Source organism: Paenibacillus sp. FJAT-26967 (assembly GCF_001541095.1).
In the GTDB taxonomy this organism is placed as follows: Bacteria; Bacillota; Bacilli; order Paenibacillales; family NBRC-103111; genus Paenibacillus_F.
Genome location: NZ_LMXH01000006.1, coordinates 42748 through 64764 on the forward strand (window position 1 = coordinate 42748; position 22017 = coordinate 64764).

The 22017-nt window shown below is 50.8% G+C and carries 20 protein-coding genes and 1 riboswitch; of the genes, 8 read left to right on the forward strand and 12 right to left on the reverse strand.

The genetic code is table 11. The annotated features are described in order from the left end of the window. Positions 1-2: 2 nt before the first annotated feature. The 6 genes from AR333_RS19400 to AR333_RS19425 all read right to left on the reverse strand — a co-directional run bounded on the left by AR333_RS19400 (position 3) and on the right by AR333_RS19425 (position 7194). Entirely contained in the window at positions 3-779 is a 777-nt protein-coding gene (locus AR333_RS19400; RefSeq protein WP_068777034.1) for an ABC transporter ATP-binding protein, read from the reverse strand. Positions 780-1219: 440 nt separating this feature from the next. Beyond that, positions 1220-2089: a PRD domain-containing protein gene (locus tag AR333_RS19405; RefSeq protein ID WP_172798902.1), complete on the reverse strand. Its 870-nt coding sequence runs from the start codon at positions 2087-2089 to the stop codon at positions 1220-1222. A 60-nt stretch (positions 2090-2149) separates the two neighbouring features. Beyond that, entirely contained in the window at positions 2150-3634 is a 1485-nt protein-coding gene (locus AR333_RS19410; protein WP_172798903.1) for a polysaccharide deacetylase family protein, read from the reverse strand. Positions 3635-3738: 104 nt separating this feature from the next. Then, on the reverse strand, positions 3739-4935 hold the full coding sequence (locus AR333_RS19415; protein WP_068777037.1) for a glycosyltransferase: 1197 nt from the start codon (positions 4933-4935) through the stop codon (positions 3739-3741). A gap of 70 nt (positions 4936-5005) precedes the next feature. After that, positions 5006-6172, reverse strand: coding sequence for a glycosyltransferase (locus AR333_RS19420; RefSeq protein WP_068777038.1), 1167 nt, complete (start codon positions 6170-6172; stop codon positions 5006-5008). Between the two features lie 206 nt (positions 6173-6378). Further along, positions 6379-7194 (reverse strand): glycosyltransferase family A protein, encoded by an 816-nt coding sequence (locus AR333_RS19425; protein WP_068777039.1) that lies wholly within the window; start codon positions 7192-7194, stop codon positions 6379-6381. Positions 7195-7419: 225 nt separating this feature from the next. Here AR333_RS19425 and AR333_RS19430 point away from each other — a divergent pair, with 225 nt between their 5' ends. Continuing rightward, entirely contained in the window at positions 7420-8118 is a 699-nt protein-coding gene (locus tag AR333_RS19430; RefSeq protein WP_068777040.1) for a response regulator transcription factor, read from the forward strand. Between the two features lie 72 nt (positions 8119-8190). On the opposite strand, the gene AR333_RS19435 is transcribed toward AR333_RS19430, so the two are convergent. After that, entirely contained in the window at positions 8191-10035 is a 1845-nt protein-coding gene (locus AR333_RS19435; protein WP_068777041.1) for an ATP-binding protein, read from the reverse strand. A 236-nt stretch (positions 10036-10271) separates the two neighbouring features. Here AR333_RS19435 and AR333_RS19440 point away from each other — a divergent pair, with 236 nt between their 5' ends. Together AR333_RS19440 and AR333_RS19445 are read left to right on the forward strand one after the other, a co-directional pair. After that, positions 10272-10511: a hypothetical protein gene (locus AR333_RS19440; RefSeq protein WP_068777042.1), complete on the forward strand. Its 240-nt coding sequence runs from the start codon at positions 10272-10274 to the stop codon at positions 10509-10511. A 121-nt stretch (positions 10512-10632) separates the two neighbouring features. Then, a complete protein-coding gene (locus tag AR333_RS19445; RefSeq protein ID WP_068777043.1) occupies positions 10633-11331 on the forward strand; it encodes a thiamine diphosphokinase in 699 nt (232 codons plus the stop codon). Positions 11332-11431: 100 nt separating this feature from the next. Here AR333_RS19445 and AR333_RS19450 read toward each other — a convergent pair whose 3' ends face one another. Both AR333_RS19450 and AR333_RS19455 read right to left on the reverse strand, forming a co-directional pair. Then, complete coding sequence (locus AR333_RS19450) at positions 11432-12910, reverse strand: methyl-accepting chemotaxis protein (protein ID WP_068777044.1); 1479 nt, start codon at positions 12908-12910, stop codon at positions 11432-11434. A 155-nt stretch (positions 12911-13065) separates the two neighbouring features. Further along, positions 13066-13593: a YfiT family bacillithiol transferase gene (locus tag AR333_RS19455; protein ID WP_068777045.1), complete on the reverse strand. Its 528-nt coding sequence runs from the start codon at positions 13591-13593 to the stop codon at positions 13066-13068. Between the two features lie 165 nt (positions 13594-13758). After that, a riboswitch (purine riboswitch) is annotated at positions 13759-13859 on the forward strand. 181 nt (positions 13860-14040) lie between these two features. Between AR333_RS19455 and AR333_RS19460 the strand changes: the two genes are divergently transcribed. The 3 genes from AR333_RS19460 to AR333_RS19470 all read left to right on the forward strand — a co-directional run bounded on the left by AR333_RS19460 (position 14041) and on the right by AR333_RS19470 (position 17835). Continuing rightward, positions 14041-14652: a xanthine phosphoribosyltransferase gene (locus tag AR333_RS19460; RefSeq protein ID WP_068777046.1), complete on the forward strand. Its 612-nt coding sequence runs from the start codon at positions 14041-14043 to the stop codon at positions 14650-14652. Next, a complete protein-coding gene (locus AR333_RS19465; protein ID WP_068777047.1) occupies positions 14636-15958 on the forward strand; it encodes a nucleobase:cation symporter-2 family protein in 1323 nt (440 codons plus the stop codon). The genes AR333_RS19460 and AR333_RS19465 overlap by 17 nt, the downstream gene beginning before the upstream one ends. A gap of 290 nt (positions 15959-16248) precedes the next feature. After that, complete coding sequence (locus AR333_RS19470) at positions 16249-17835, forward strand: S-layer homology domain-containing protein (RefSeq protein WP_068777048.1); 1587 nt, start codon at positions 16249-16251, stop codon at positions 17833-17835. Between the two features lie 231 nt (positions 17836-18066). On the opposite strand, the gene AR333_RS19475 is transcribed toward AR333_RS19470, so the two are convergent. The 3 genes from AR333_RS19475 to AR333_RS19485 all read right to left on the reverse strand — a co-directional run bounded on the left by AR333_RS19475 (position 18067) and on the right by AR333_RS19485 (position 19639). After that, the gene (locus AR333_RS19475; protein ID WP_068777049.1) at positions 18067-18525 is read right to left on the reverse strand and encodes a MarR family winged helix-turn-helix transcriptional regulator; all 459 of its coding nucleotides are present in this window, start codon (positions 18523-18525) and stop codon (positions 18067-18069) included. 54 nt (positions 18526-18579) lie between these two features. Next, positions 18580-19059 (reverse strand): glutathione peroxidase, encoded by a 480-nt coding sequence (locus tag AR333_RS19480; protein ID WP_068777050.1) that lies wholly within the window; start codon positions 19057-19059, stop codon positions 18580-18582. 133 nt (positions 19060-19192) lie between these two features. Then, positions 19193-19639: an Lrp/AsnC family transcriptional regulator gene (locus AR333_RS19485; RefSeq protein ID WP_068777051.1), complete on the reverse strand. Its 447-nt coding sequence runs from the start codon at positions 19637-19639 to the stop codon at positions 19193-19195. Between the two features lie 195 nt (positions 19640-19834). Here AR333_RS19485 and AR333_RS19490 point away from each other — a divergent pair, with 195 nt between their 5' ends. Continuing rightward, complete coding sequence (locus AR333_RS19490; RefSeq protein ID WP_172798909.1) at positions 19835-20401, forward strand: cysteine hydrolase family protein; 567 nt, start codon at positions 19835-19837, stop codon at positions 20399-20401. A 309-nt stretch (positions 20402-20710) separates the two neighbouring features. After that, the gene (locus tag AR333_RS19495; RefSeq protein WP_068777053.1) at positions 20711-21928 is read left to right on the forward strand and encodes a thioredoxin domain-containing protein; all 1218 of its coding nucleotides are present in this window, start codon (positions 20711-20713) and stop codon (positions 21926-21928) included. Positions 21929-22017 lie beyond the last annotated feature (89 nt).

The window sequence follows — 22017 nt, forward strand, 5'->3', positions numbered from 1 at the left end:
TCTCAGATACCTGCGCTCTCCACCAGTTCAAGCTCATCAAGCTTCTCAAATTCACTTAAAATTTTGTAGCGGATCTCCTGAAACGAAGTACTCGCTTTTTTACGGGGGAACGGCAGATCAATAGGGACGATATTCTTGATTGCCCCGGGGCGCGGTTTAAGAATAACGACCCGGTTCGCGAGAAAGATCGCCTCGTCAATATCGTGAGTGACGAAGACCATCGTCGTCTGGTTAGCCTGCCAGATATCCAGCAGCACTTCCTGCATATGCGCTCTCGTAAAAGCATCCAGCGCCCCGAACGGCTCATCCAGCAGCAATATTTTCGGATTCCGGAGAAGAGCTCTCGCAATGGAGACCCGCTGAGCCATCCCTCCTGACAGTTCGCGGGGATAAGCTTTTTCGAAGCCGGTCAGCTTCACAAGTTCAATCAGGTTATCCACCTTCTGGCGGACTTCCGGTTTTTTTAACGACAGGTCCGCCGCGATATTCTTCTCCACGGTTAACCAGGGAAACAGTCTCGGCTCCTGAAAAATAAAGCCTTTATCAATCCCCGGACCTGTAACCTTCTCCTGGCCGAGCCGGACCTCTCCTTCGTAATCCGTATCCAGACCTGCCGCAATTTTGAGCAGGGTGCTTTTGCCGCAGCCGCTAGGACCAATAACCGTAATAAATTCGCCCTCTTTTATGGCCAGGTCAATGTTGTGGAGCGCGTGAACCCTGCCTTTCTTCGTCTCGAATACTTTGTTTAATCGTCCAACCTCAAGCAGCGGAGCACTCATTTTCATTCCCCTCTCTGAATTCCGATTACTTAAACTTCGTACAATCCCGCCCGGTTGGTTTGCGCGGTTTAGCGTCCTCAGACCGCTTCTTATCGCTTCTGATGGAACGATGCCTGCCTATCTGGATGGAAAAACAGAAAAAAGCGCATGCCGGCCGAATGAGGTACACTCGGTAAGCAGGCGCTTCTAGTTAACTAGTCAGCGAATATTTCACACTATTCTTATAGGAATAGACAAATATTATCACCCCGTACAAGATCGGTCAAGACTCTATTTTGCAAAAAAGAATAAATAAAAAAGAGCTCTGCGCCGCTGCGCAGAACCCGTCTTGTCGGATGTGCATATAAATTCAGAGAACAGAAGAAAGGGCCGTGTCCCGTATGCTCAATAGAAGGCCATACGTCACAAGCCCGTCCGAAGGGGCCAACCGTAAGTCAGAATCAATATCCGTCTGTGCCTTGGGCCTCATCTTTCTGTAAAAGACGCAGCAGATGCATCGTCAAGTAAACCGCTTCCGCTTCGTAAACGGGCTGCTTCAATCTGCGCTGCATGACCTTCATCAACGTCCAGGCAATCGAGTACAGCTCCGGGTACTGCTGCTTAAGCAGTTCACCCAGCTTGTCCGGTTCGTTGACCTTCTCCTTGCGGCGAATCCTCTCGATAGCGAACCTCAAATGGCGGAGCAAACGGGAATATGCAATGGTGCTCCGGTCAATCGTAATCTGCATCCGGCTTTCAATAAGCGCGATCAGCTCCGCGATCAGCCTCGAATATTCATTCACCTCAGAGACAGGACGATTGGTCAGGGCGCCATGTATATGAAGCGTAACAAAGCCGACCTCCGCTTCAGGCAGGTTCGTATTCATTCGTTCATTGATGGTGTCGATGACATATTCAGCCATGCCGAATTCCTTGGGATAGAGTTCTCTTGTTTCCAGCAAAAAAGGATTCTGCAGCACGATGCCCTGCTCAAGCCGTTTGATAGCGAAAGCGATATGGTCAGTCAGAGCAATATGGATGTGTTCATTCAGCTGCGAATCGCCGTTCTTCGAAATATATAAGATCACTTCATTCATGACCTCGATGAGTTTCTCATCAATCTGAGGAATGAGCTGCTGGTACTGCTCCTTTTCCTTTTCATTGGTCAGAATAAACAGCTTCTCAATCGCATCGGAACGGATTAGATCTTTGGCCTTGCGGTTGAACCCGATCCCCTTGCCGATAACAACGACTTCCTGATAAACGGGATGTAGTGCTATGATCACGTTGTTATTCAGCACCTTAACCACTTCTATGCTGCTGTTCTTCACTTCGCACCTCTTCCGGACCACATGTTGATTCCTCAAGATTACTAAAAAAGGGCGTTTGCTTCAAGTAAGTGGTGGTAAAGGGGCATCGGACCATTCCGAAATATAGGCCAAACGATCTTCAGCTGCCATCATTCCTCCCTGATTCCCCTCACGTCGGCGGCCGCCGTCGGCCGGTGGATCAGCTTCGGGAGGTGTGAAGGCGCACCCTTGCTTAACAGGTGTGACAGAAGCATAACGCTGCCGCATATGTACCGCAGACATTGCAATAATCCGGGGCTCCAGCTGGTTCTTATTGATCTGCAGACGGCGGAATCCGCCGGGGTGCAGCATACCCATCAGCACATGCAAATACCGGGTCGTCACCCAGCGCCACAAGCCGTTCTTCAGAGGCAGCACGGTAAAGCCGAACCGCTCCGTTCCGCGGTGAATCATAGAGATGCCATACACGCCTTTGATTCCGGCGGGAGCGTCTTCTCCCAGAAGACATTCGGCCAGTACGGGCATGGTACTCTCCATGGCCCGGATCATATGCACGGCGAGCTGCATCACCGAGCCGCTGCGGGCGTTCGCCTCATAGAGCCACTCGTTGCCGAGATGCAGCTCCGCCACAAGGTCACCGGGGCGGATTCTCTCCCCGTCCCCCAGAGGCAGCTCCTGACCGCGATAAGTCAGGAGGCGGTAGTGCAGGAAGCGGTTATGCGGATCGGCCGGTTGTACACCGTACAACCGGTGAAACAGCCGCTCCCACCGCATCCAGAGCCCCACCGCCACGGAACGCCGCCGCGGCAGGTGACGCTCGGCGAGGCGATCCGCCAGCGCACTTGGCTGCACCGGAGCCTCCGGCAGCGCGCCATCATCAACTCCCCTGCCAAGCAGCTGCTCGTCCACCCGCTCGAAGCGGAGCCCGCTGCGCCGGGCATCCGCAAGGACTTCGGCGAGTGCTTCCAGCATGTGCGCCGGGGCGTCCCGGTTGGCTCCCAGCGTATCCCCGCTGTCATGGAGCAGAATGACCGCACCGCTTTTAATCCTGTCCCTCAGCCGGAGCAGGATTTTCTCTTTGCCCCCGGAACTGCGCCAGTCATAAGCCGCTGTGGACCAGAGCACGATCCGGAACCGGCGGATGAGCAGAAGATCAAACACATTGAACACACCCCAGGGAGGCCGGTAGTGAACGGGCCTTGTACCTGTGATGCGTTCGATAATATCGGCAGATTGACGCAGGGAACGGCGTACCTTCCACGGGGTCATCAGCCCGTTGGAATGATGTACATAATTATGCAGGCCGACGAGATGCCCTTCCTCATGCATCCGGCGGATCAGCTCCGGATGATGCTCCGCTTTGGCTCCAAGCACGAAGAAAGTCGCCCTAGCCCCGCTTGCCGCCAGCAAATCGAGCAGCCGGGGCGTATACTGCGGATCGGGGCCGTCGTCAAAAGTCAATGCCGCACTCGTGCAATCACTTCTGCCACGGTAGACGCCCAGTCCGAACCTGCGGATCAATGCAGTCGGCAGGAGGGTATAAGCCGTACAAAAAAGCAAGACCATCCACAAAACTTGCTCAAACATGACTCAACACACAGCCATCGCCCGAATAATCCCCCATTATACGGAACTTTAGCGGCATTCTTCGATTCATGATCACGCTTCTCTCACCTGGCTCCTTCTTCAGCGGGTTTAGAGCGGCACCCTATCTCTTCCAAGATGTGAGCGGCAATCGTCTCTCCCGCATCTTTTTTTAACAGACTCTGCCTAGTATGCTCTGTACAGGACGGGGGCCATTCAGTACGGAGGATCCGCCCGACCTGCCTAATCAGCTCATCGGGGCGCGATGCCGATAAAGCCGCTGCTTTTTTCACAAAAAAGGCCGCATTTTCTTTCTCCTGCCCTAAATGAGGCCGGTAAATCACGACCGGTACGCCTATCGCGAGCGCTTCGGATAACGTGACTCCCCCTGCTTTTGTAATCAGGCACGAAGAAGCGGCCATCAACTCGTGGATATGGTCCACGAATCCGTATATACGCACCCGATCTTGTCCGTCAAAACACCTCTTGAATTCACGCTTCAGGCGTTCATTGCGGCCGCAGACTACCGATATACACACGTTAGGATAACTATCTGTCAGACGGGTGCACAGACGTCTGAGCCCTTGTAACACGCCGTACGCTCCGGCAAGCAGAAGAATCATAGGCTCCCCGGCTTTACCGTTCCCGCCGGGCAGTACGCTCCCATCCCCCCGCTTATGATAGAAAGAGGCCCTTACCGGAATTCCGCTCACATTAATTCTGTCCGGCACAATGCCTTTGGCAATCATCAGAGTCCTGAACTCCTCCGCCGGTACAAAATAACGATGGACCCCCGGGTGCAGCCAGCGTCCGTGAAGATCATAATCCGTTACAACCGAGAAAGTCGGGACATGAATATCCGCAAGAATCCCCGCTTTGGGGGCCGTTTGTTTCTCCGGTTCCTTATCCCGCTCTGTTTTCGGCTCTAGTCTTGTGGAGCCCTGCAGCGGGAACGTATTCACGATCGCATCGGGACAACGTTCCCGGATCAACTGCTTCAACCTGCGTTCTCCGATAGAATGCAGCCATTTGGCCAAGAGAGTATCCGGCCGCATATCTTGCGTTAAATAATAGCTGAGCCCGTACAAGCCAAGCGAGGAGCTTTTTAGATACAACTGGCGGGTCAGATAGCTGAAGAGCGGATGCGCATGAGAGAATAGATCCACAATCTCGACACTCCGGACCCCTTGGATACGAAAAGCCTGCTGAAGCGCGCGGGATACTTGCAGATGACCGTCGCCGTAACTGGCGTACAAAATCAGAATTTTGGCATCGGAACTCACTTCTCACCCACACTTCCTGTACTTGGAATAGGGTTATTATGCAAAGATTACATGCATATTATAGTTCCGCTCACCAAATTTCTTGTAAAACGGGCGCATAACGCCGCTGCGTCCTTGTCTGAAGCATAATCCGCACCGCCTCCGCAGAAGCGTTCATCCGCTCCATGCTTTCCAGCTTGCTGCGCATGGCTGACAGCAGGGAGGGGTTACGCAGGAATCCGTCCAGATGACCAATAAGGCCTGTCATATTCCCCGCCTTGACGGCGACACCCGAGGCAAGCAGGAAACGGGCGTTATCCTCTTCCTGGCCCGGCAGCGCTTTATAGATGACGATCGGCAACTTCATGGCCATCGCCTCGGATATGGTGAGCCCGCCGGGCTTGGTAACGAGCAGATCGGCAGCCGCCATCCATTCGTGTACATTGTTCACGTAGCCTGTAGCGATAATGCGGTGCCGTGTCCGACCGGCCAGGTCCGTTATCTGGCTGCGCAACTTCTCGTTGCTGCCGCACACGATAACGAGCTGTGTCCGAACCGGCAGGGATTCAATCGCTTCCAGACGATGCAGCTCACTTCCCATCATGCCGCACCCGCCCCCCATGAAAAGAACAGTCGGCATCTCCGGATCCAGACCCAGCTTGGTTCTTGTCTGGCTCCGTTCGTACGTCCCGTGAAACTCCGGACGGATCGGGATTCCCGTTACTTCGATTTTATCGCGCGATACCCCCGCGTGTATCAGCCCTTCGAGCACCGTACCGGAGCCGACCAGATATTTGTCCGTCTCCGGGTAAACCCAATAGCTGTGGTCCGTGTGATCTGTAATTACAGTCACGGTAGGCACCTCATACAGCCCGTAAGCACGCACCGCAGACATAGCCCCCGCAGCCGGCGGGAAAGTCGATACCACGACCGTAGGCTCGACTTCCTCCAGCAGCTTCAGCATACGGCCGAGGCCGAGCCGGTTAAAGCGCTTGAGGATATAGGAGAACATATTGGCTTCCCTTGTTTTGTTGTAGACGTATCCGTATGCCGACGGGAAGGTCTGGAGGCCCTTCAAGAACATATACCGTCCGATTGTATTCGTAAAAGGATGCGTCCACTCCATAAAATCCAGCAGAACTGTCTCCGCTCCGGGATAACGATGCAACACTTCACGCCGTATCGCTTCCGCAGCCTGTTTATGGCCGTCCCCATAGCTGCCTGAAAGAATCAATACTCTATGTCCGTTCTTATTCATAGCTCGCAACCCTCTCCGTAACAAGTAATCTTGTCACTATTCTACTCGGCATAGCGGCTGAATCAGAACCGACTCCCGGCGGTTTTATACCTAGTCTTAGGTCCAGGTGACTTTTGTCCATGAATGACGGCGATTCCTGTGTTATCGGCAATTTGAAACACTCGGAAGCAATTTGTAACAGTTATCAGCCCAAAATACCCCAAGCTTCACACATTGTTTATCCGCGACTTCACCGGGAGTCCGTCCCATATAACGGAGGATTCTGCAATCCGCTGCCGCATATAGGGCTCATCCAGAAGAGTGGCAAAATTGGCGGAGGGCAGGTGGCCGAGGCCGTGTTTTGCCGCCAGCCTATCCAGATACAGCCGGCCCGAAGGGCGGTTAGCAGACAGGTTGCCGCCCTGATCGGAGAAGGCATACAAAACGCTTGCGACCGGAAGCCGAACAACGGAGTATAAGGCAGAGACCCTCAGGATAAAGTCCCAATCCCAATAGTGGTACACGTCCGGATCGAATCCTCCGATCACGGAATGAATATGACGGCGGTACAGGCAGCCGGATGGGATAAAAGTAGAAAACTTGCGCATTTCGGCCGGATCATACTCATAAGCGAACAATCTGCGGCTTACCGGAATTCTCCCGTTTCCTTCTACCCGGTAGTTGAACAGTTCTGCGTCCGAATAGGCCAAGTCAGCTCCTTCTGCCATAACCTCCAGCATGCGCCGGATATGTCCCGGAGTCAGTAAGTCATCATCATCGCAGAGCATGATAAATTCCCCTCTGGCCTGCTGGCATCCCAGATTCCGGGCATGTACTTGCTTGAGATTACGCTGCTGTACCGTAACCTTAATATTCAGTTCCGGGAAAGCTCTCCTTACAAAATCTACCGACTCCCCGGCATCATTCACAATCAGCGTCTCCAGATTCGGATAGTTCTGCGCGGCAATGGTCTCCAGAAGCTCGGATAATACAAAAGGACGATTAAACGTAGGAATAACAATGGATACAAGCGGCTCTTTCAATTAAATTTCACCCTTCCGTTTTCAACTTCGCGTTACTAGTTCTTATTACCTATTCTCCTTTCCTATATCTTATGCAAAGAGAAGGATTTTTCCTTTCATTTCAGGCAAAAAAAGGATAGAATGTAGGGTGTAAACCTTTTTTTGTTAGGAAAAAAGTAACAGAGCGCGAATGTTCGGTTGGATTTTTTCTTTTTTTGAGCACGTGCAGCAACTAGGAGGTTCGTCATGCATGCAGGTAAAATTCTCGTTGTCGACGATGATCACCATATTTTAGAGATCGTGTCTCTTTATCTCCGCCGCGAAGGTTTTGAAATCATCACGGCCGATCACGGGGATCATGTTCTTCAAATGGTGGCCGAACAACGACCCGATCTCATTTTATTGGACATACTTCTTCCCGGTGTAGACGGGATTGAACTGTGCCGCCAGCTGCGCAAAACAAGTGATACGCCCATTATCTTTTTATCCGCGAAATCGGAAGATATCGATATTATTCTCGGTCTGAGTATCGGGGGCGACGATTATGTAACCAAACCGTTTAGTCCCGGGCAGCTCGTTGCCCGTGTCAAATCGTTGCTGCGCCGCTGCTCTCCTAATCGTCAGTTGACTGATCCTCACATTTTAAAATTTCCAGACTTGGAAATCGACCTGCATAGCCATATCGTTAAAGTCAGAGACCAGCCTATTGCATTGTCCGCCAAAGAGTTCGATTTACTGAGTCTGCTTGCACAGAATCCGAATCGCGTGTACCGCATTGAACAGCTTTTCGAGCAGGTATGGAGCCTGGAGAGCTTCGGGGATCCGCGTACCTTGATCGTTCACATCAGCAATCTCCGTAAAAAGATTGAGCCGAATCCCTCCGAGCCCCGCTTCATCATTACAGTCCGGGGCGTGGGCTATAAGTTCCATGGCACACCATTGTAGCTGGCTTCACCATCCCATCCCACCATTAGTGGCAACGGAAACACCAATAAAAACGACGCAACTCTTATGGAGTTACGTCGTTTTTATTTCGACCGGCAGAATAATATCAATCGTTGTCCCTACTCCCGGCCGGCTGGATATATTGAGCTTGCCCGAATGATTCTCAATGATTTTATTGCTGACCATGAGCCCGAGGCCCGTCCCGTTGTCTTTGGTTGTGAAGAACGGCTCTCCGATACGGGACAGATCCTCAGGATTGATTCCACTTCCTTGGTCCGCTAACCGGATCTGCACCCGATGCTTGGTTAGAACGGATAAAGTGATCTGCAGCTGTCCGCCTTCCGGCATCGCTTCAATGGAATTTTTCACCATATTTATAAAAACTTGCTTCAACTGATTAAAATCACAGTCAATCTCCGGCACTTTGCCTTCTTCCTCCAGAATCACACGGACTCCGGCATCCCTGCACTGATTATCAAACAGTTCCAGCGTTTCTTGAAGCAGCGGCATAAGGTGGTGGCGGTCAAACCTGCTGTTCACCGGCTTGGATAACAGCAGGAAGTCGCTGATGATTTCATTCATCCGGCTTACTTCCGAACTCATCATCCCCAGGTAAGATGCACTTCCCGCCTGCTTCTGGGATAGCTGCAGGAACCCCGAAATAATCGTCAGAGGATTACGAAGCTCGTGCGCCATTCCGGCAGCCATCTGCCCGACCAGGGAAAGCTTCTCCGTGCGTCGTACCTGGAGCATCATATCGGTAAACCGGCGGATTAACAGAATGATGAGCATGAAAATAAAAGCTAATACCCCCAAGTACGTGAGAGGCGCGAACATCATGCTCAGGCTTAAACGGTATTGGATAATATCCAGTACCCCTGCCAGACAGATAATGATCGTACCGGCAAGCAGCAGCCTTGCCCCCTCGGTCCTTTTAACCGCACACTGTGCGATACGCACAAGAACAAGCGGCATGGTGGAAAGAAGAACAATCTGATAAATATCGATAATAGCCATGACCGAGAACACTTGCCATGTATGAAGAAGAATGGTTCCGATCGCGTAAATCAGATGAATTTGCCAGATACGCCTTATGTATTCAAATTTTCCCGCTCCGAGCAAGTGTTCCACGAATAGAAGAATTCCGATAACTCCAGCGAAGAGAGAGACGAGTTCGGCATAAGTCAGCAGAGCCGGATGATCGAAGACGAGATAGATCACAGAGGTGCGGCAAATGCTGTAAATGCCGAAACTGGCCGAAAATAAACTGAAATCAAGAAATACTTTATTGCCTCGGAAAGCAATGTAGACGTATAAAGCCACAAGGCCCGCTAAGACATACGTGACCCCGAGAACGGCCCGTCCGAACTCTGCGCGGACCATCTGCTTAACGAACCCGCTCTCTGATCCATATAAAACGCCCTCTTTAATACCAATATTGCTCGAGCCCGAGTTCAGGTGGAAATATAGCATTCCTTGGGTCCCACCCGGAAGAGGGACGATGCGCTCCGGCGTTCCGTAATAGGGATGTTTCTTGCTCGATTTCCAGTCACCGAACCGGTAGATCAATCCTTGTTCATTATAAATTTCGACATTGTCGTATCCCTTCATCAGAATGCCAGGGTCACTAAATTTACTGCTATCCGGAATCCGGACGCGCAGCCATAAATCTTTGCGCCCCATCCGGTCCGCAGGATTCTTTAATTTGTCCACAGGCTTCCAGTCAGGCACTGCATTCCACCAGAAGTCTCCGTCGCCGCCGTCCCATGTATATTCCCAATTCGTCAGCAGCACAGGGTGCGCATTCAATCGTTCATTTATTACATCGGGAGAGGCCAGCGCAATGCTTCCCTCTAATAGATGGATAAACATCCAGATCAATAAGGTTACCCATATATAATGTTTTTTCTTGGTCATAGTATTTATCCTCTTGCCGAGTTGATGCCAGATTTCGGCATATCCTGGTTATTCTGTAAGCAGATGTTTCACTAAGGAATTGATTTCGACCCCCGTGCCAAATTTCCTGTATCCCCATTAAATTTTTATCAATTTACAACCTATTTCGACAAATTAAGACATTAAATTTAAGTAGGGTTCAAAATATTTGTCGAAAAAAAAGTTCATAATAAGAGAACAGAAAGGAGATTGAAGGAATGTCCAACGATAAAAGCATGGATCCTATGACAGGCGATACTGTTGAAACAGATGGTGTGTATGCGGATGAAGCGGGACGTGAAGTCACCCTTAAGCGCGGGGATACATTCCCTGCCGATCTCGTACTTGGCCGAACAACATGGGAAATGAAAGGCTTTTCCATGAATGAAGCGGAAATTGACCATCAGCAGCAGGAAAACACACCGCCGCGCCTGCATGTTCAGCAGGGTGACCGGTAATAAGATTAGAACGGGCCTCTAAGGCCCGTTTTTTAATGGATCAAGAATACGATCTTGCTCCTGCATCCCCCTCAAATCTTGCTGTTCAACCGTATGATAGCTGCCCATCCCATATGCTATAATGGGAATTCATCTTAACGTTTGTCCGGAAGGAGCAGCTCGCGTGAGTCAGAAACAGCATGTTGTCATTGTGACGGGAGGCTCCATTGGCCCTTGGGCTCATGATCAGCTGGAAGGTCTCGATCCCTCCTGCGATTATTTAATCGGAGCCGACCGAGGCGCGCTTCACCTGATCCGCGGAGGATACAGACCGCAGCTTGCGCTGGGCGATTTCGATTCCGTTACCCCGGAAGAACGGGAAGAAATCCGCGCTGGCAGCGAGCAGTTCATTACCTGCGATGCAGTGGATAAAGATTGGACGGATACAGAGCTTGCCTACAATATGGCGCTCGAACGCAGTCCGTCCCAAATCACTTTACTCGGAGCTCTCGGTACCCGTATGGATCATACACTTGCCAACATCCACTTGCTTCGCAAAGGTACTGAGAGCGGGGTCCGTTCCCGCATTATGGATGCTCATAATGAAATTGAGGTCATAAGCAGGACGACCGAAATTCTCTCCGGATCTTATCCTAACGTCTCGCTGCTTCCTCTTACAACGGAAGTTACTGGTATTACGTTAACAGGTTTCCGCTACCCGCTTAATGATGCCACACTCACCATCGGACAATCCCTTGGAATCAGTAACGTTCTGGAAACAGAGCGCGGGATCATCCAGATCCGTTCCGGGCTTCTTCTGGTGATCCGCAGCCGCGATTAAGCCCCGGGATGAGCATTCTGGATTTCAGCAAGTTAATTTATAAAGCATATGGTACTAAAAAAACAGCAGAGCGCGTCTCTGCTGTTTTCTACGTGCGAATTTAGTTTTGGGTTCGTAAAAGTTTTTTGATCGATGTATCATTCTCCTGAATGAGGGCGACCATCTGAGCGTTCTGATTAAGCAGAGTGTGTACGGTCGCTGAAAGTTCCTGAAGGGCCGCTGTCGATTCCTCCGTAATGGAAGCGAAATTATTGGTCGATTCTTCAATAGATCCAGCGGATTCACGGATCGTCTCGATCATTCCATTGGTGCTGCGCGTACGTTCGCCCAGTTCACGAATCGAAGCCCGAAGCTCTTCGAATGCCTTGCGCGTTGCGGCCGTCATTTCACTGCTCCGGTCCATTTGCAGGGCCACATTGTTCATGTTCTGGCTGGTTTGAACAGCCTGACCGTTCACTTCCGCGAGTTTAAGCGAGATCTGCTCCGCCGCATAGTCTGACATCTCCGCGAGTTTGCGGATTTCGCTCGCTACCACCGCGAAACCGCGGCCTTCCTCGCCCGCTCTGGCCGCCTCGATGCTGGCGTTCAGCGAGAGCAGATTCGTCTGCTGGGCAATCTCACGAATAGAAACGTTAAATTCGGAAGCTTCCCCGATCCTTGCTGTCAGTGCATGAATGTCCTTGGACATTTCCATAATGATTTCTTTGAACTGTTCAATGACGCTCGCCAGCTCATCCATCCGCTTACCGCCTTCTTCAGCGGATTCTCCGCTCGCTTCCATATTACGCAGCAAGCCTTCCATATTGCCGAACATTTCATCCAGCATACCGTTGGAATGCTGGATGGAATCCGTGATACTCAAAGTGGATTCCATCTGATTGTTTGCGCCCTCCGCAATTTCCTGAAAAGCAAGGCTCATTTCGTCGAACGACAAATTATTTTCCCCGCTTTTTTGCGCCAGCATAGAAATGTTCTCCGAGATGATCGTCACCTGCTCATTCAGCAGCTTTTCCTGCCGCTCCTGTTCCGCAAGCATCTTCTCGGCTTCCGTCTGCGCCGCAACAATTTCATCGACCAGGTACCGGGCGCTTCTGGTAATTGCCAGACAAAGAACAGAGATAAGAATAAAATAGAAGAAGTAGGTACCTTTTATAGTAGAATTAATAACAGCTCCCGTATCTGACACGAACAGATGAACGATCATCAGGACAAGTCCGAGCCCCATTCCAGTAAGCAGCATAGGCATTTGCATATAGACAAGTGCAATAACAAGTAAAAAGTAAATCGAGAACACGTTTGTTTCGTTGGGCATCTGCATTAGGATAAAAAAAGTTGTGAGCGCATTACCGATAACAGCGACATAGCCAATCTTATGAATGTGTTTACCGGTCCGGTGCAGATAAAAAACCAGTCCCACCGTCAAAAGACTCAGACCCGTCGTGCTTAAGGCAGACAGCAGGGGAATATCAACAACCATTAGCAGCAGAATAGAAAGTGCCAGCGAGATGCATAAAGCTTTTAACACAAGAGAGTTGCGGATAATGGTGTTTTTCTCTGAAATTCTGGAAATCAAGTCCATGAACAATTCCCCTTCTTATAGGTAAGTGGGACAATTGTACCACCCTTAGTTAGAGAAAGTGTTAGGAAATCGTCAGGAAACTGTTAGATATTATAAGCTTTAGTTAAAATAATCCATATATTTACCATGGTTATCTGCTTATTTGTTTTCTTCTTTTAACTCCAGCCCATACGTTCTCTCAAAGAAGTGATATGGGCGACATGATGATTCCCGTGCCAGGCATAAAGTCCCAGTACGGTCCCAAGGGTAGTCTTCCCGCTAACCGGATGCACGAACGCCTTTTCCCATTCCGGTTCATTTAAAGTCCTAAGCCAGCTGGCCCACCGGTCGTGAAGGGCATCCAGTAACGCAAGGGAGCCTTCAACCGGCGCCGACTTCGCATCCGCCAGTTCTGCCCAGCGCTCCTCCAGGTAAGGCTTAATCACGGGCTCCGATTCCGTAGCAACCAGCTTGAAGCGGATGTAGCTGTTCATGTGACTGTCCGCCACATGATGAACAACCTGCCTTACCGTCCAGCCGTCCGGCCGGTATGGAGTATCCAGCTGTTCCGCGCTGAGGCCGGTTGCAGCTTGACGCAATCGCACGGGAAGCGAGGCCAATTCCCCGATCCAATTGTCCTTCACTTGCCGGTCAAACTCTCCCTCAAATCTAAACAGTCCTATCGGGTATTTCAAATCTTCCATTACCCAGCACCCCTTCCACATATTAGTTTGTTATTGTAGTCCGTAAACAATTATCGGCATATAGACGAACAAACTTATCCATATATCGGCAAAAAGTTCGTCTTTTCGTCATTTTACCACTTTTCAACCTCACATGTCTGGAGTATAATGAGGAACACGCATACCCAGTCAATTAAATAACCAGCTCGTATAAAGGCAGGAATAGGCCTGCCAGTCTCTACCTGATCACCGTAAATGATCAGACTACGAGTGATTGAGAAATTCGCTTCCGCCCTAGCGAGTTCCACCGGATCTCTGACTTCGGTCTGTCTTCCGGCTGAGCTTCTTTTGGCGTTTTGTGAAATTTTGGACTTTCACTCGAGTAAACCGGCCTTCGCGCCAGTTGATTCGGGTTTTTTTAGTTTCTTGGGGTGTTTCCAATATATTTCATTCGCGGAGGTTGACACAGTGGAATTGTTAAAGAAAAAAATTGTCGAAGAAGGAATTGTCCTGTCCGGCCAAGTGCTCAAAGTGGATGCTTTTCTGAACCATCAAATTGATCCTCTACTGATGCTCGAAATTGGCAAGGAGTTCAAGCGCCGCTTTGAGGGAGACCCCATCACCAAGATTTTAACCCTGGAATCCTCCGGGATCGCCCCGTCCGTTATGACGGGTTTGGAAATGAACGTGCCTGTCGTATTTGGACGCAAACAGAAATCATTGACTCTAACCGACGATTTGTATGTACAAAGCGTGTATTCTTACACCAAACAGCAAACCAATGAAGTCACCGTATCCCGCAAGTTCTTATCCGCCGGGGACCGTGTGCTGATCATTGATGATTTCCTGGCTAACGGAGAAGCTGCGCTGGGTCTGGCTAATATCGTAAAAGAAGCCGGCGCTCAGGTAGCCGGAATCGGAATTGTCATTGAGAAATCGTTCCAGCCTGGAGCGGACAAACTCCGCGAAGCCGGTTACCGGGTGGAGTCGCTGGCACGGATTGCCTCTCTTGATAACCAGAAGCTGCAATTCGTGAACGAATCCGCTGCTGAGGAGGATTCTCATGTTCAGCTGGTTTAAAACGGGCTCTCTGGGCCTGCAGCATGTCCTGGCCATGTATGCCGGTGCGGTCATTGTGCCGATCATCGTAGGCACGGCGCTGGAGCTGACGCCGACGCAGCTTTCCTACCTCATCTCGATTGACCTGCTCACCTGCGGGATCGCCACTCTGCTGCAGGTATGGGGGAACCGCTTCTTCGGAATCGGACTGCCCGTCATGCTCGGCTGTGCGTTTCAGGCTGTTGCGCCAATGATCGCCATCGGGAATAAATACGGAATGACCGCCATCTATGGCTCGATCATCGCCTCCGGCATTATTATCCTGCTGCTCGGCGGATTATTCGGCAAACTGGCCCGGTTCTTCCCTCCGGTGGTTACAGGCTCCGTCGTTACCATCATCGGACTTACGCTTATTCCGGTCGCGATACAAGATATGGGAGGCGGTCCCGGCAGTGAAGATTTCGGCAGCCTGCAGAACCTCGCTCTATCATTCGGCGTCCTTGCTTTCATTATTATCATGAACCGCTTCTTCACCGGTTTCCTGCGTGCCGTCTCTATCCTCATCGGACTCATAGCCGGTACGATAGCAGCCGCTTTTATGGGAAAAGTTAGCTTCCAGGGCGTCTTCGACGCTTCGTGGTTCCATATGGTCCAGCCGCTGTATTTCGGCGCTCCGACCTTCCACCTGCCGGCAATTCTGACGATGACCCTCGTTGCCATTGTCAGTGTGATGGAGTCTACAGGTGTATTCATGGCCCTCAGCAAAATTTGTGACAGAGAGTTAACCGAACGTGACCTGGCCCGCGGATACCGTGCGGAAGGTCTTGCAAGCATCATCGGCGGGTTTTTCAACTCGTTCCCTTACACCACCTATTCTCAGAATGTCGGTCTCGTCCAGCTCACAAAAGTGAAGAAGAGAAGCGTGATTGCGGTCGCGGGCATTATGCTCATTCTGCTCGGATCTGTGCCCAAGATCGCCGCACTGACCATGCTTGTTCCTACGGCCGTACTCGGCGGAGCGACAATCGCGATGTTCGGAATGGTCGTAGCCTCCGGCATCAAAATGCTCGGAACCGTGGATCTTAACCAGCATGAGAATCTGCTTATCGTGGCTTGCTCGGTAGGCATGGGGCTTGGCGTAACGGTCGCGCCGACACTGTTCGACCAACTGCCGGAGAGCATTCAGATTCTCGTAGACAACGGAATCGTTGCCGGGAGCTTCACGGCTATTCTGCTCAATGTTGTTTTCACCTTAGGCAAGAAACGTAAGCATGATGTTCAAGTCCAGCCAGCTGTCGCCAAAGAAACCCCTGAACTCGGGGTATAGATCAGGACAATCTTTTCTCATCCTTGCATCCTATACGATAAAAAATAAACAGCGTCCGGAATCCGGGCGTTGTTTTTCTTTTGCCGCCCAAGCATTCATTATTGACTCTGCTTCATTTCATACTTCTTTATCCGGTGCGTGGTCACCTTCCCATTCAGGAGCCTTCGGGTCATTTACTAAAATTTAGGCGGATGGAAGCCGATAATATCCTTAATGTAGATCCTGCACGGTTAGATATAAGCCGGCAGCTTCTTAGCTTGCCCTGAATTCATACACGGAAGGAGCTTGGAATGAAGAAGTTTACGCACCGTTTAACGATAACATTAGTCCTGCTCGCAGCATTCTCAGGGTTATATGCCGGGCCTGCAAGAGCCGGATTGACGGAGACCCCTTTTCCGGACGTAGACAGCGCCCAATACGGCTGGGCCGTCCAGTCCATTAAACTCATGGCGCAGAAAGGCATTCTGCAGGGCTACCCCGACGGCACTTTCAAGCCCGGACGTTACGTAACGAAAGCAGAATGGGCCGTTATGACATACCGGCTGTTCGATAAATACCGCCCCAGCCTGCGTCCGGAGCTCAAAGGCTACAATTTTATTGACGCCTATGCGGATGTCCCCGCTTCCCACTGGGCTTACCGGGAAATCTCCGATTCCTTCGTCAGTATAGCCGACAATACCGTCACACGTTCCGGTAATCAGGATTTGTATAACCCGGAGTATACATTCAGCCGGTTTAACCTGGCCTCTATGCTGCACGGCTATTACGGAATTGAAGAATGGACGGAGACCCGGAGTGATGTATGCACCCAGCTCGGACAGCTCAAAGATATTGAAACCCGGACCTTCACGGCCGATTCAGATTTAGAGTCTTTCCGCAATAATGAAAAGACAGACCGGTACGAATCCGGAATTCCCGGAGGAGTCTTCCCTATTCTCCTGCTCAAAGAGCCCGGCGGCACGTGCTCTTCCAGCCACGACGATTACAGCGCTCTGAATGCAGACGCCCTGTTAAATGTCCATACTTCGGGCATCCTTACAGCGGAGGACACAAGCGGTAAATTCTATCCTTCCGCGAAGCTGACACGTGCAGAAGCCGTAACGGTTCTTCATCGCCTACTCGATCATCTCAAAACCGAAGGCGTCCTGCACGAGTATTCCAGCATCACTCCTTCCGATATCCTGCGGCCTGTTCCCATGCCCGCACCGAAGCCTGGCGAAGCTGCCGAGGGAACCGGGCCGTACAGCCGCGATCTTCAGCGGGAAGGAGAATTCAATACGATTGTTTATCCGGGCGGTAAGAAATATATGAAACTGGAGCTCACCTCCAAGGATGCGGTCGATCTGTACCTCTACATGAACGGAGATATTGCTTTTCTGAGACAGGAAGAACTGCCCCGGTATATTCAAGTGGACCGGGTGGCGCAAATCGGCATCAAATCGCAAAGCCGCAACCCGGAGAAAAGATCGCCGCTGAGCACGTACCCGGCCTCCCTGCACGTTTCGTTCCACGATGAGATTCCGCCAACAACCAAGCCCGGTAAGGGCACAGGCAGCGGCAGTGAAACGAACAACCTGATCGCTCCGCCGGGAGCCAGCGCGATCCGTGATCTCAAGAGAGAGGGAGAGCTCAAGCAGACTTTCCCTAACAACGGATCTAAATATGTGACTATCCAGTTGATTTCTCAGGATAAGGTCGATTTATATGTACAACTGAGCAGCGGCACCGCCTTCTTGCGGCAGGAAGAACTTCCCGTGAAGCTCAAAATGGACGGCAATTCTTCCGTGACCATCCGAACCCAGAGCCGGAACCCGGAGAAGCGTACCAGTCAGCAGTCTTACAATGCACATCTTTACGTAACGTTTACCAATCAATAAAACTCGAATGCGGATATGCTCCTTCATTCTTCCGCGACAGCATGAAAAGAAGCCATGAAATCCGTCTTAACGGAATTCATGGCTTCTTTGGGGATTAGCGCGCTTGATCAGCCGCTTGCTCCATGCACGCTTGCATCATACATCCGCTAAGGAGATGCTTGCTGCGGCGGCGACGCAGCCCTCAAGCGAAAGGCTCGAAGAAGAGGCACTTGCGGCGGGTCTTTCGCCAAATCAAGAGTCTTTGGCGCTGCGGTTCAGCTTGTTGACGGTCATGAGGAGACCGCGGACCTGCCTGAGCAGCAGGTCCGCCTCCTCTTGATCGCCGTCAACACGGGTGAGCAGCTGGTCCGGTATGCAGGCGCCGCGCTTCTCCAGCTTCCGGCCCTGATCTGTCAGCTGGATGACGACGCTGCGCTCATCCAGGCTCGACCGCGTCCGGGTAAGAATACCGGACGCCTCCATCCGCTTCAGCATCGGCGTCAAGGTGCCGGAGTCGAGGAAGAGCCGTTCTCCGAGCTCCTTAACCGTCGCCTCCCCTTCCTCCCACAACACCAGCAGAACGAGGTACTGCGGGTATGTGACGCCCAGCTCGTCCAGCAGCGGTGTATACATCCGCGTAATTTCGCGCGAACAAGCGTAAAGAGCAAAACAAAGCTGATTCTCCAGCTTATGTCTGGATTCTGAATTCATTTGAGATCATCCTTACTTTACAGGTCAAGTGAAGCTCTATCGCAACTTGTTTCTTTATTCAGCAAGAAGCTTCTCAATGTCATCCGCAATTTTGGCAGGGACCGTGGTCGGCGCGAACCGTTCTACCACTTCTCCGGAGCGGTTAACGAGGAATTTGGCAAAGTTCCACTTCACTTCTTTGGATAAAATCCCCTTGGTGCGGCTCGTCAGATATTCAAACAAAGGATGGGCATCCTTTCCTTTTACATCAACTTTGGCAAACATGGGAAAGGATACGCCGTAATTAACTTGGCAGAACTGCTCGATTTCTTCCTCTGTCCCCGGCTCCTGCTCCATAAACTGATTACTGGGGAAGCCGAGCACTTCAAAACCCCGGTCTTTATATTGGTCATAAAGTTCCTGAAGTCCTTTATACTGGGGCGTAAATCCGCATTTACTCGCTGTGTTGACGATCAGCAGGACTTTTCCTTCGTAATCCGCAAGTGACTGTTCTTCTCCGTTAATCCGCTGAGCCTTGTATTCGTATACACCCATCTTCTTAACCTCCCGAATTATCCATTTAGAACCAATTTAAATTGCACAAAATTAAAATGTCTAAAATTAATATACGTTTATAACGGGAGGAAGTCAAATTAAGGTGAGTTCTTGAACCCTTTGTATGGATCATTTATAAAACCGATTGTTCCAGCTTGGGCAGTATGGGCGCATGCGCCAATGGCGATGACAAAGCGACAAGCGTTGTCGGTTTGCCGTACTGCATGGATGCGTCGATGAATAGTTCGAGATCCCGCACAGTACTCGTGATGATTTTGGTCAAATAACTGTATGGACCCGCAATCCTGTGGCACTCCGCCACTTCCGGAACCGTCCGCACGAACTCGACGTATCTTTTGCAATGCTCCGTCTCCATCAGGATGTAGGCTACGACGGTCTTACCCAAGGCATCAGGCGATACAGAAGCGCGATACCCGGTCAGAACCCCCCGATCCTCCAGACGACGGACACGTTCCGCTGCGGCCGGTGAAGTCAGCCCCACCTTTTTCCCCAGCTCCGTCATACTGATGCGTCCGTTCTCCTGAAGAATGACTAATATATTGTGATCTGTGTGATCCAAAACTAGCTCCCCCTTTTCTTTATCTGCTATGAAATTTTCTGCTAGTTTTCCCTGACCTTCAAATTTTAAGTTATTATCGCAAGCGACTTACAAAGAAATGGATGAGGCGTTCATTTCCTTTCAGTATAATCTGTTCCATCCCTGCTTTGCCACGTAAAATATAAGCAGAAATGAAAGGAGCTGTTTAGTATGCTAATCAGCAGCAACGCCGTCCTTCTCCTTATCGACGTTCAAAGGGCTTTCGACCATCCGCGTTACGGCCGCAGAAACAATCCTCAGGCGGAAGCCAATATCGCACGGCTTCTCGAGACGTGGCGCCGGACAGGACGGACCGTCATTCATATCCACCATATCGGTGTATCCCCGGACTCCCTGTTCCGCGAATATTCCGAAGCCGTCCTGCCTAAGCAGCAAGCGCTGCCGCTGCCGGATGAGCTGGTGCTCCGCAAATCCGTGAACAGCGGCTTCATCGGCACAGATCTCGAAGAGCGGCTCCGCCGTCTGGGCTGCGACTGTGTTGTTACGGCCGGACTTACCACGAATCACTGCGTCGAGACAACCACACGCATGTCAGGCAATCTGGGCTTTCCTACCATCCTTGTATCCGATGCCGCCGCAACTTTTGACCGGATCGGTCCGGACGGTAAACTTTATACGGCCGAGGATATTCATGCAATGACGCTTGCGAATCTTCACGAAGAGTTCGCTGTAATCGCGGATACGGCTGCCGTTATCCAAGCGGCAAATGTGACGGGAATCTAATATCCGGTTTACGCTTGTCTGCTGCTTGCATCATTCTACCCGTTTATCGGATGATTGCCTTTCTTTTATAAGACCTCACACGAAATGTTCGAAACATGTCGGTTTTAAATCTTCGTTCTCCCCATTTTTTTCCTATATCGGCTGTTACAAAATCATTTAGGAGGTTTATGATTGCTAGAGCATATCTTCAATCCTGCTGATCTTTTAAAGCAAGAAATACTAACAGCAGAAACCTGTACATGAATGAATCGTAACAATACCTGTAAGGAAGCCCGGAAAAACCTAGGCTCCAAAAAAGGGGGAGGCAAGATGGGGAAAAAACGGCAAAGAAAGAAACTTCCGGCCGGGTACAAAAAAATAAAAGAACCCGGCTTCTGGGCCCAGTTATTAAAGGTCCTTCTATTCATGGCTGGTTTAGCCGTGCTTCACTACATACTGGATTGGCTGCAAAGACGGCTCTTTTTCCCTCAAGACGGGTGGGCATTTTATTCAACCGTTAATATCCTGCCCGCATTTCTGATTGCTTTTCTGGTCATGCTGGGCTGGTGGATGGGAAGCTCACGCAGAAGTAAAGCAATCCTGCTTGGTACTTATGCAGCAGTCGCTGCAATATCTGTACTCAGCCTGCTCACCTACCAGTACCTGGATAAGGATGGCATACACGTAAACAGATTCTGGAGCGGAGAGAAGCTCACGCCCTGGTCTTCTGTCAGCCAAGTTGCATTCGAGCCGCGAATGTCGGGCGGCAAAACCAATCATCTGCAAATACGATCCACATTCTTCTCCAAAGAAGCAGAGGCTTTTACCCTTATATGGGTCGATAAAAGAGAAATCAGTACCGCTAAAAAGAAAATTCAAGCACAAAAAATCCCGGTTACAGTCCGTCCTATGGATCTTGCGGAGGCCAGAGCAATTAACCGGTATAAAGAAGACAACCGTAATGCGGTTTTGGAACTCCTGGACTTGAAAGACCCTGCCCCCTCCGCAGGACGTCCGATCATGGGTAGCACGAAAGCCAAGGTAGAAATTGCGCAAGTGTGCGCCGTTACGGATAACGAATGCCTCAAGCTTCATGACGAAATATATGAAGCGTTCAAAGATTCCGTCATGAATAACGAGATACGCTTCCGTTTCATTCATTATCCCGTTCTGGAGGACTCGGAAACGGCTGCTTACGCAGGAGAAGCCATATTCAGACAGAACCCTCTCTCCTTCCAGAAATATTTCCGGGAAATCGCTTCTCGGCGGGGGGCGAGCTGGACCTCCGCCAACCTCGCGACACTTATCCAGACCCGTCTGCCGGGGATTGATGCTGACCGGGTCATGCGGGAACTGAATACCGTCAGTGTCTACAATGCGGTATCGCGCGATCATAATGAAGCGTTGTTAATGGGGGCTGAAGAGACACCGGCGTTTTTTGTGAATGGACGCAAACTGCCTGATGTTACGGCGGATAAAAGCAAGGAAGAGATCAGTAAGGAGATCCAGGCTGTGATTAATGAGGCGCTCGGTAAGAGTTCCTTTTGACTGCTGCTAATTTTTAACTCCTATTCCAAAAGAACGGAACGTCTGTGGATCCCGCAGACGTTTTTTGTCCGTTCTCCTGCGCGTTACTG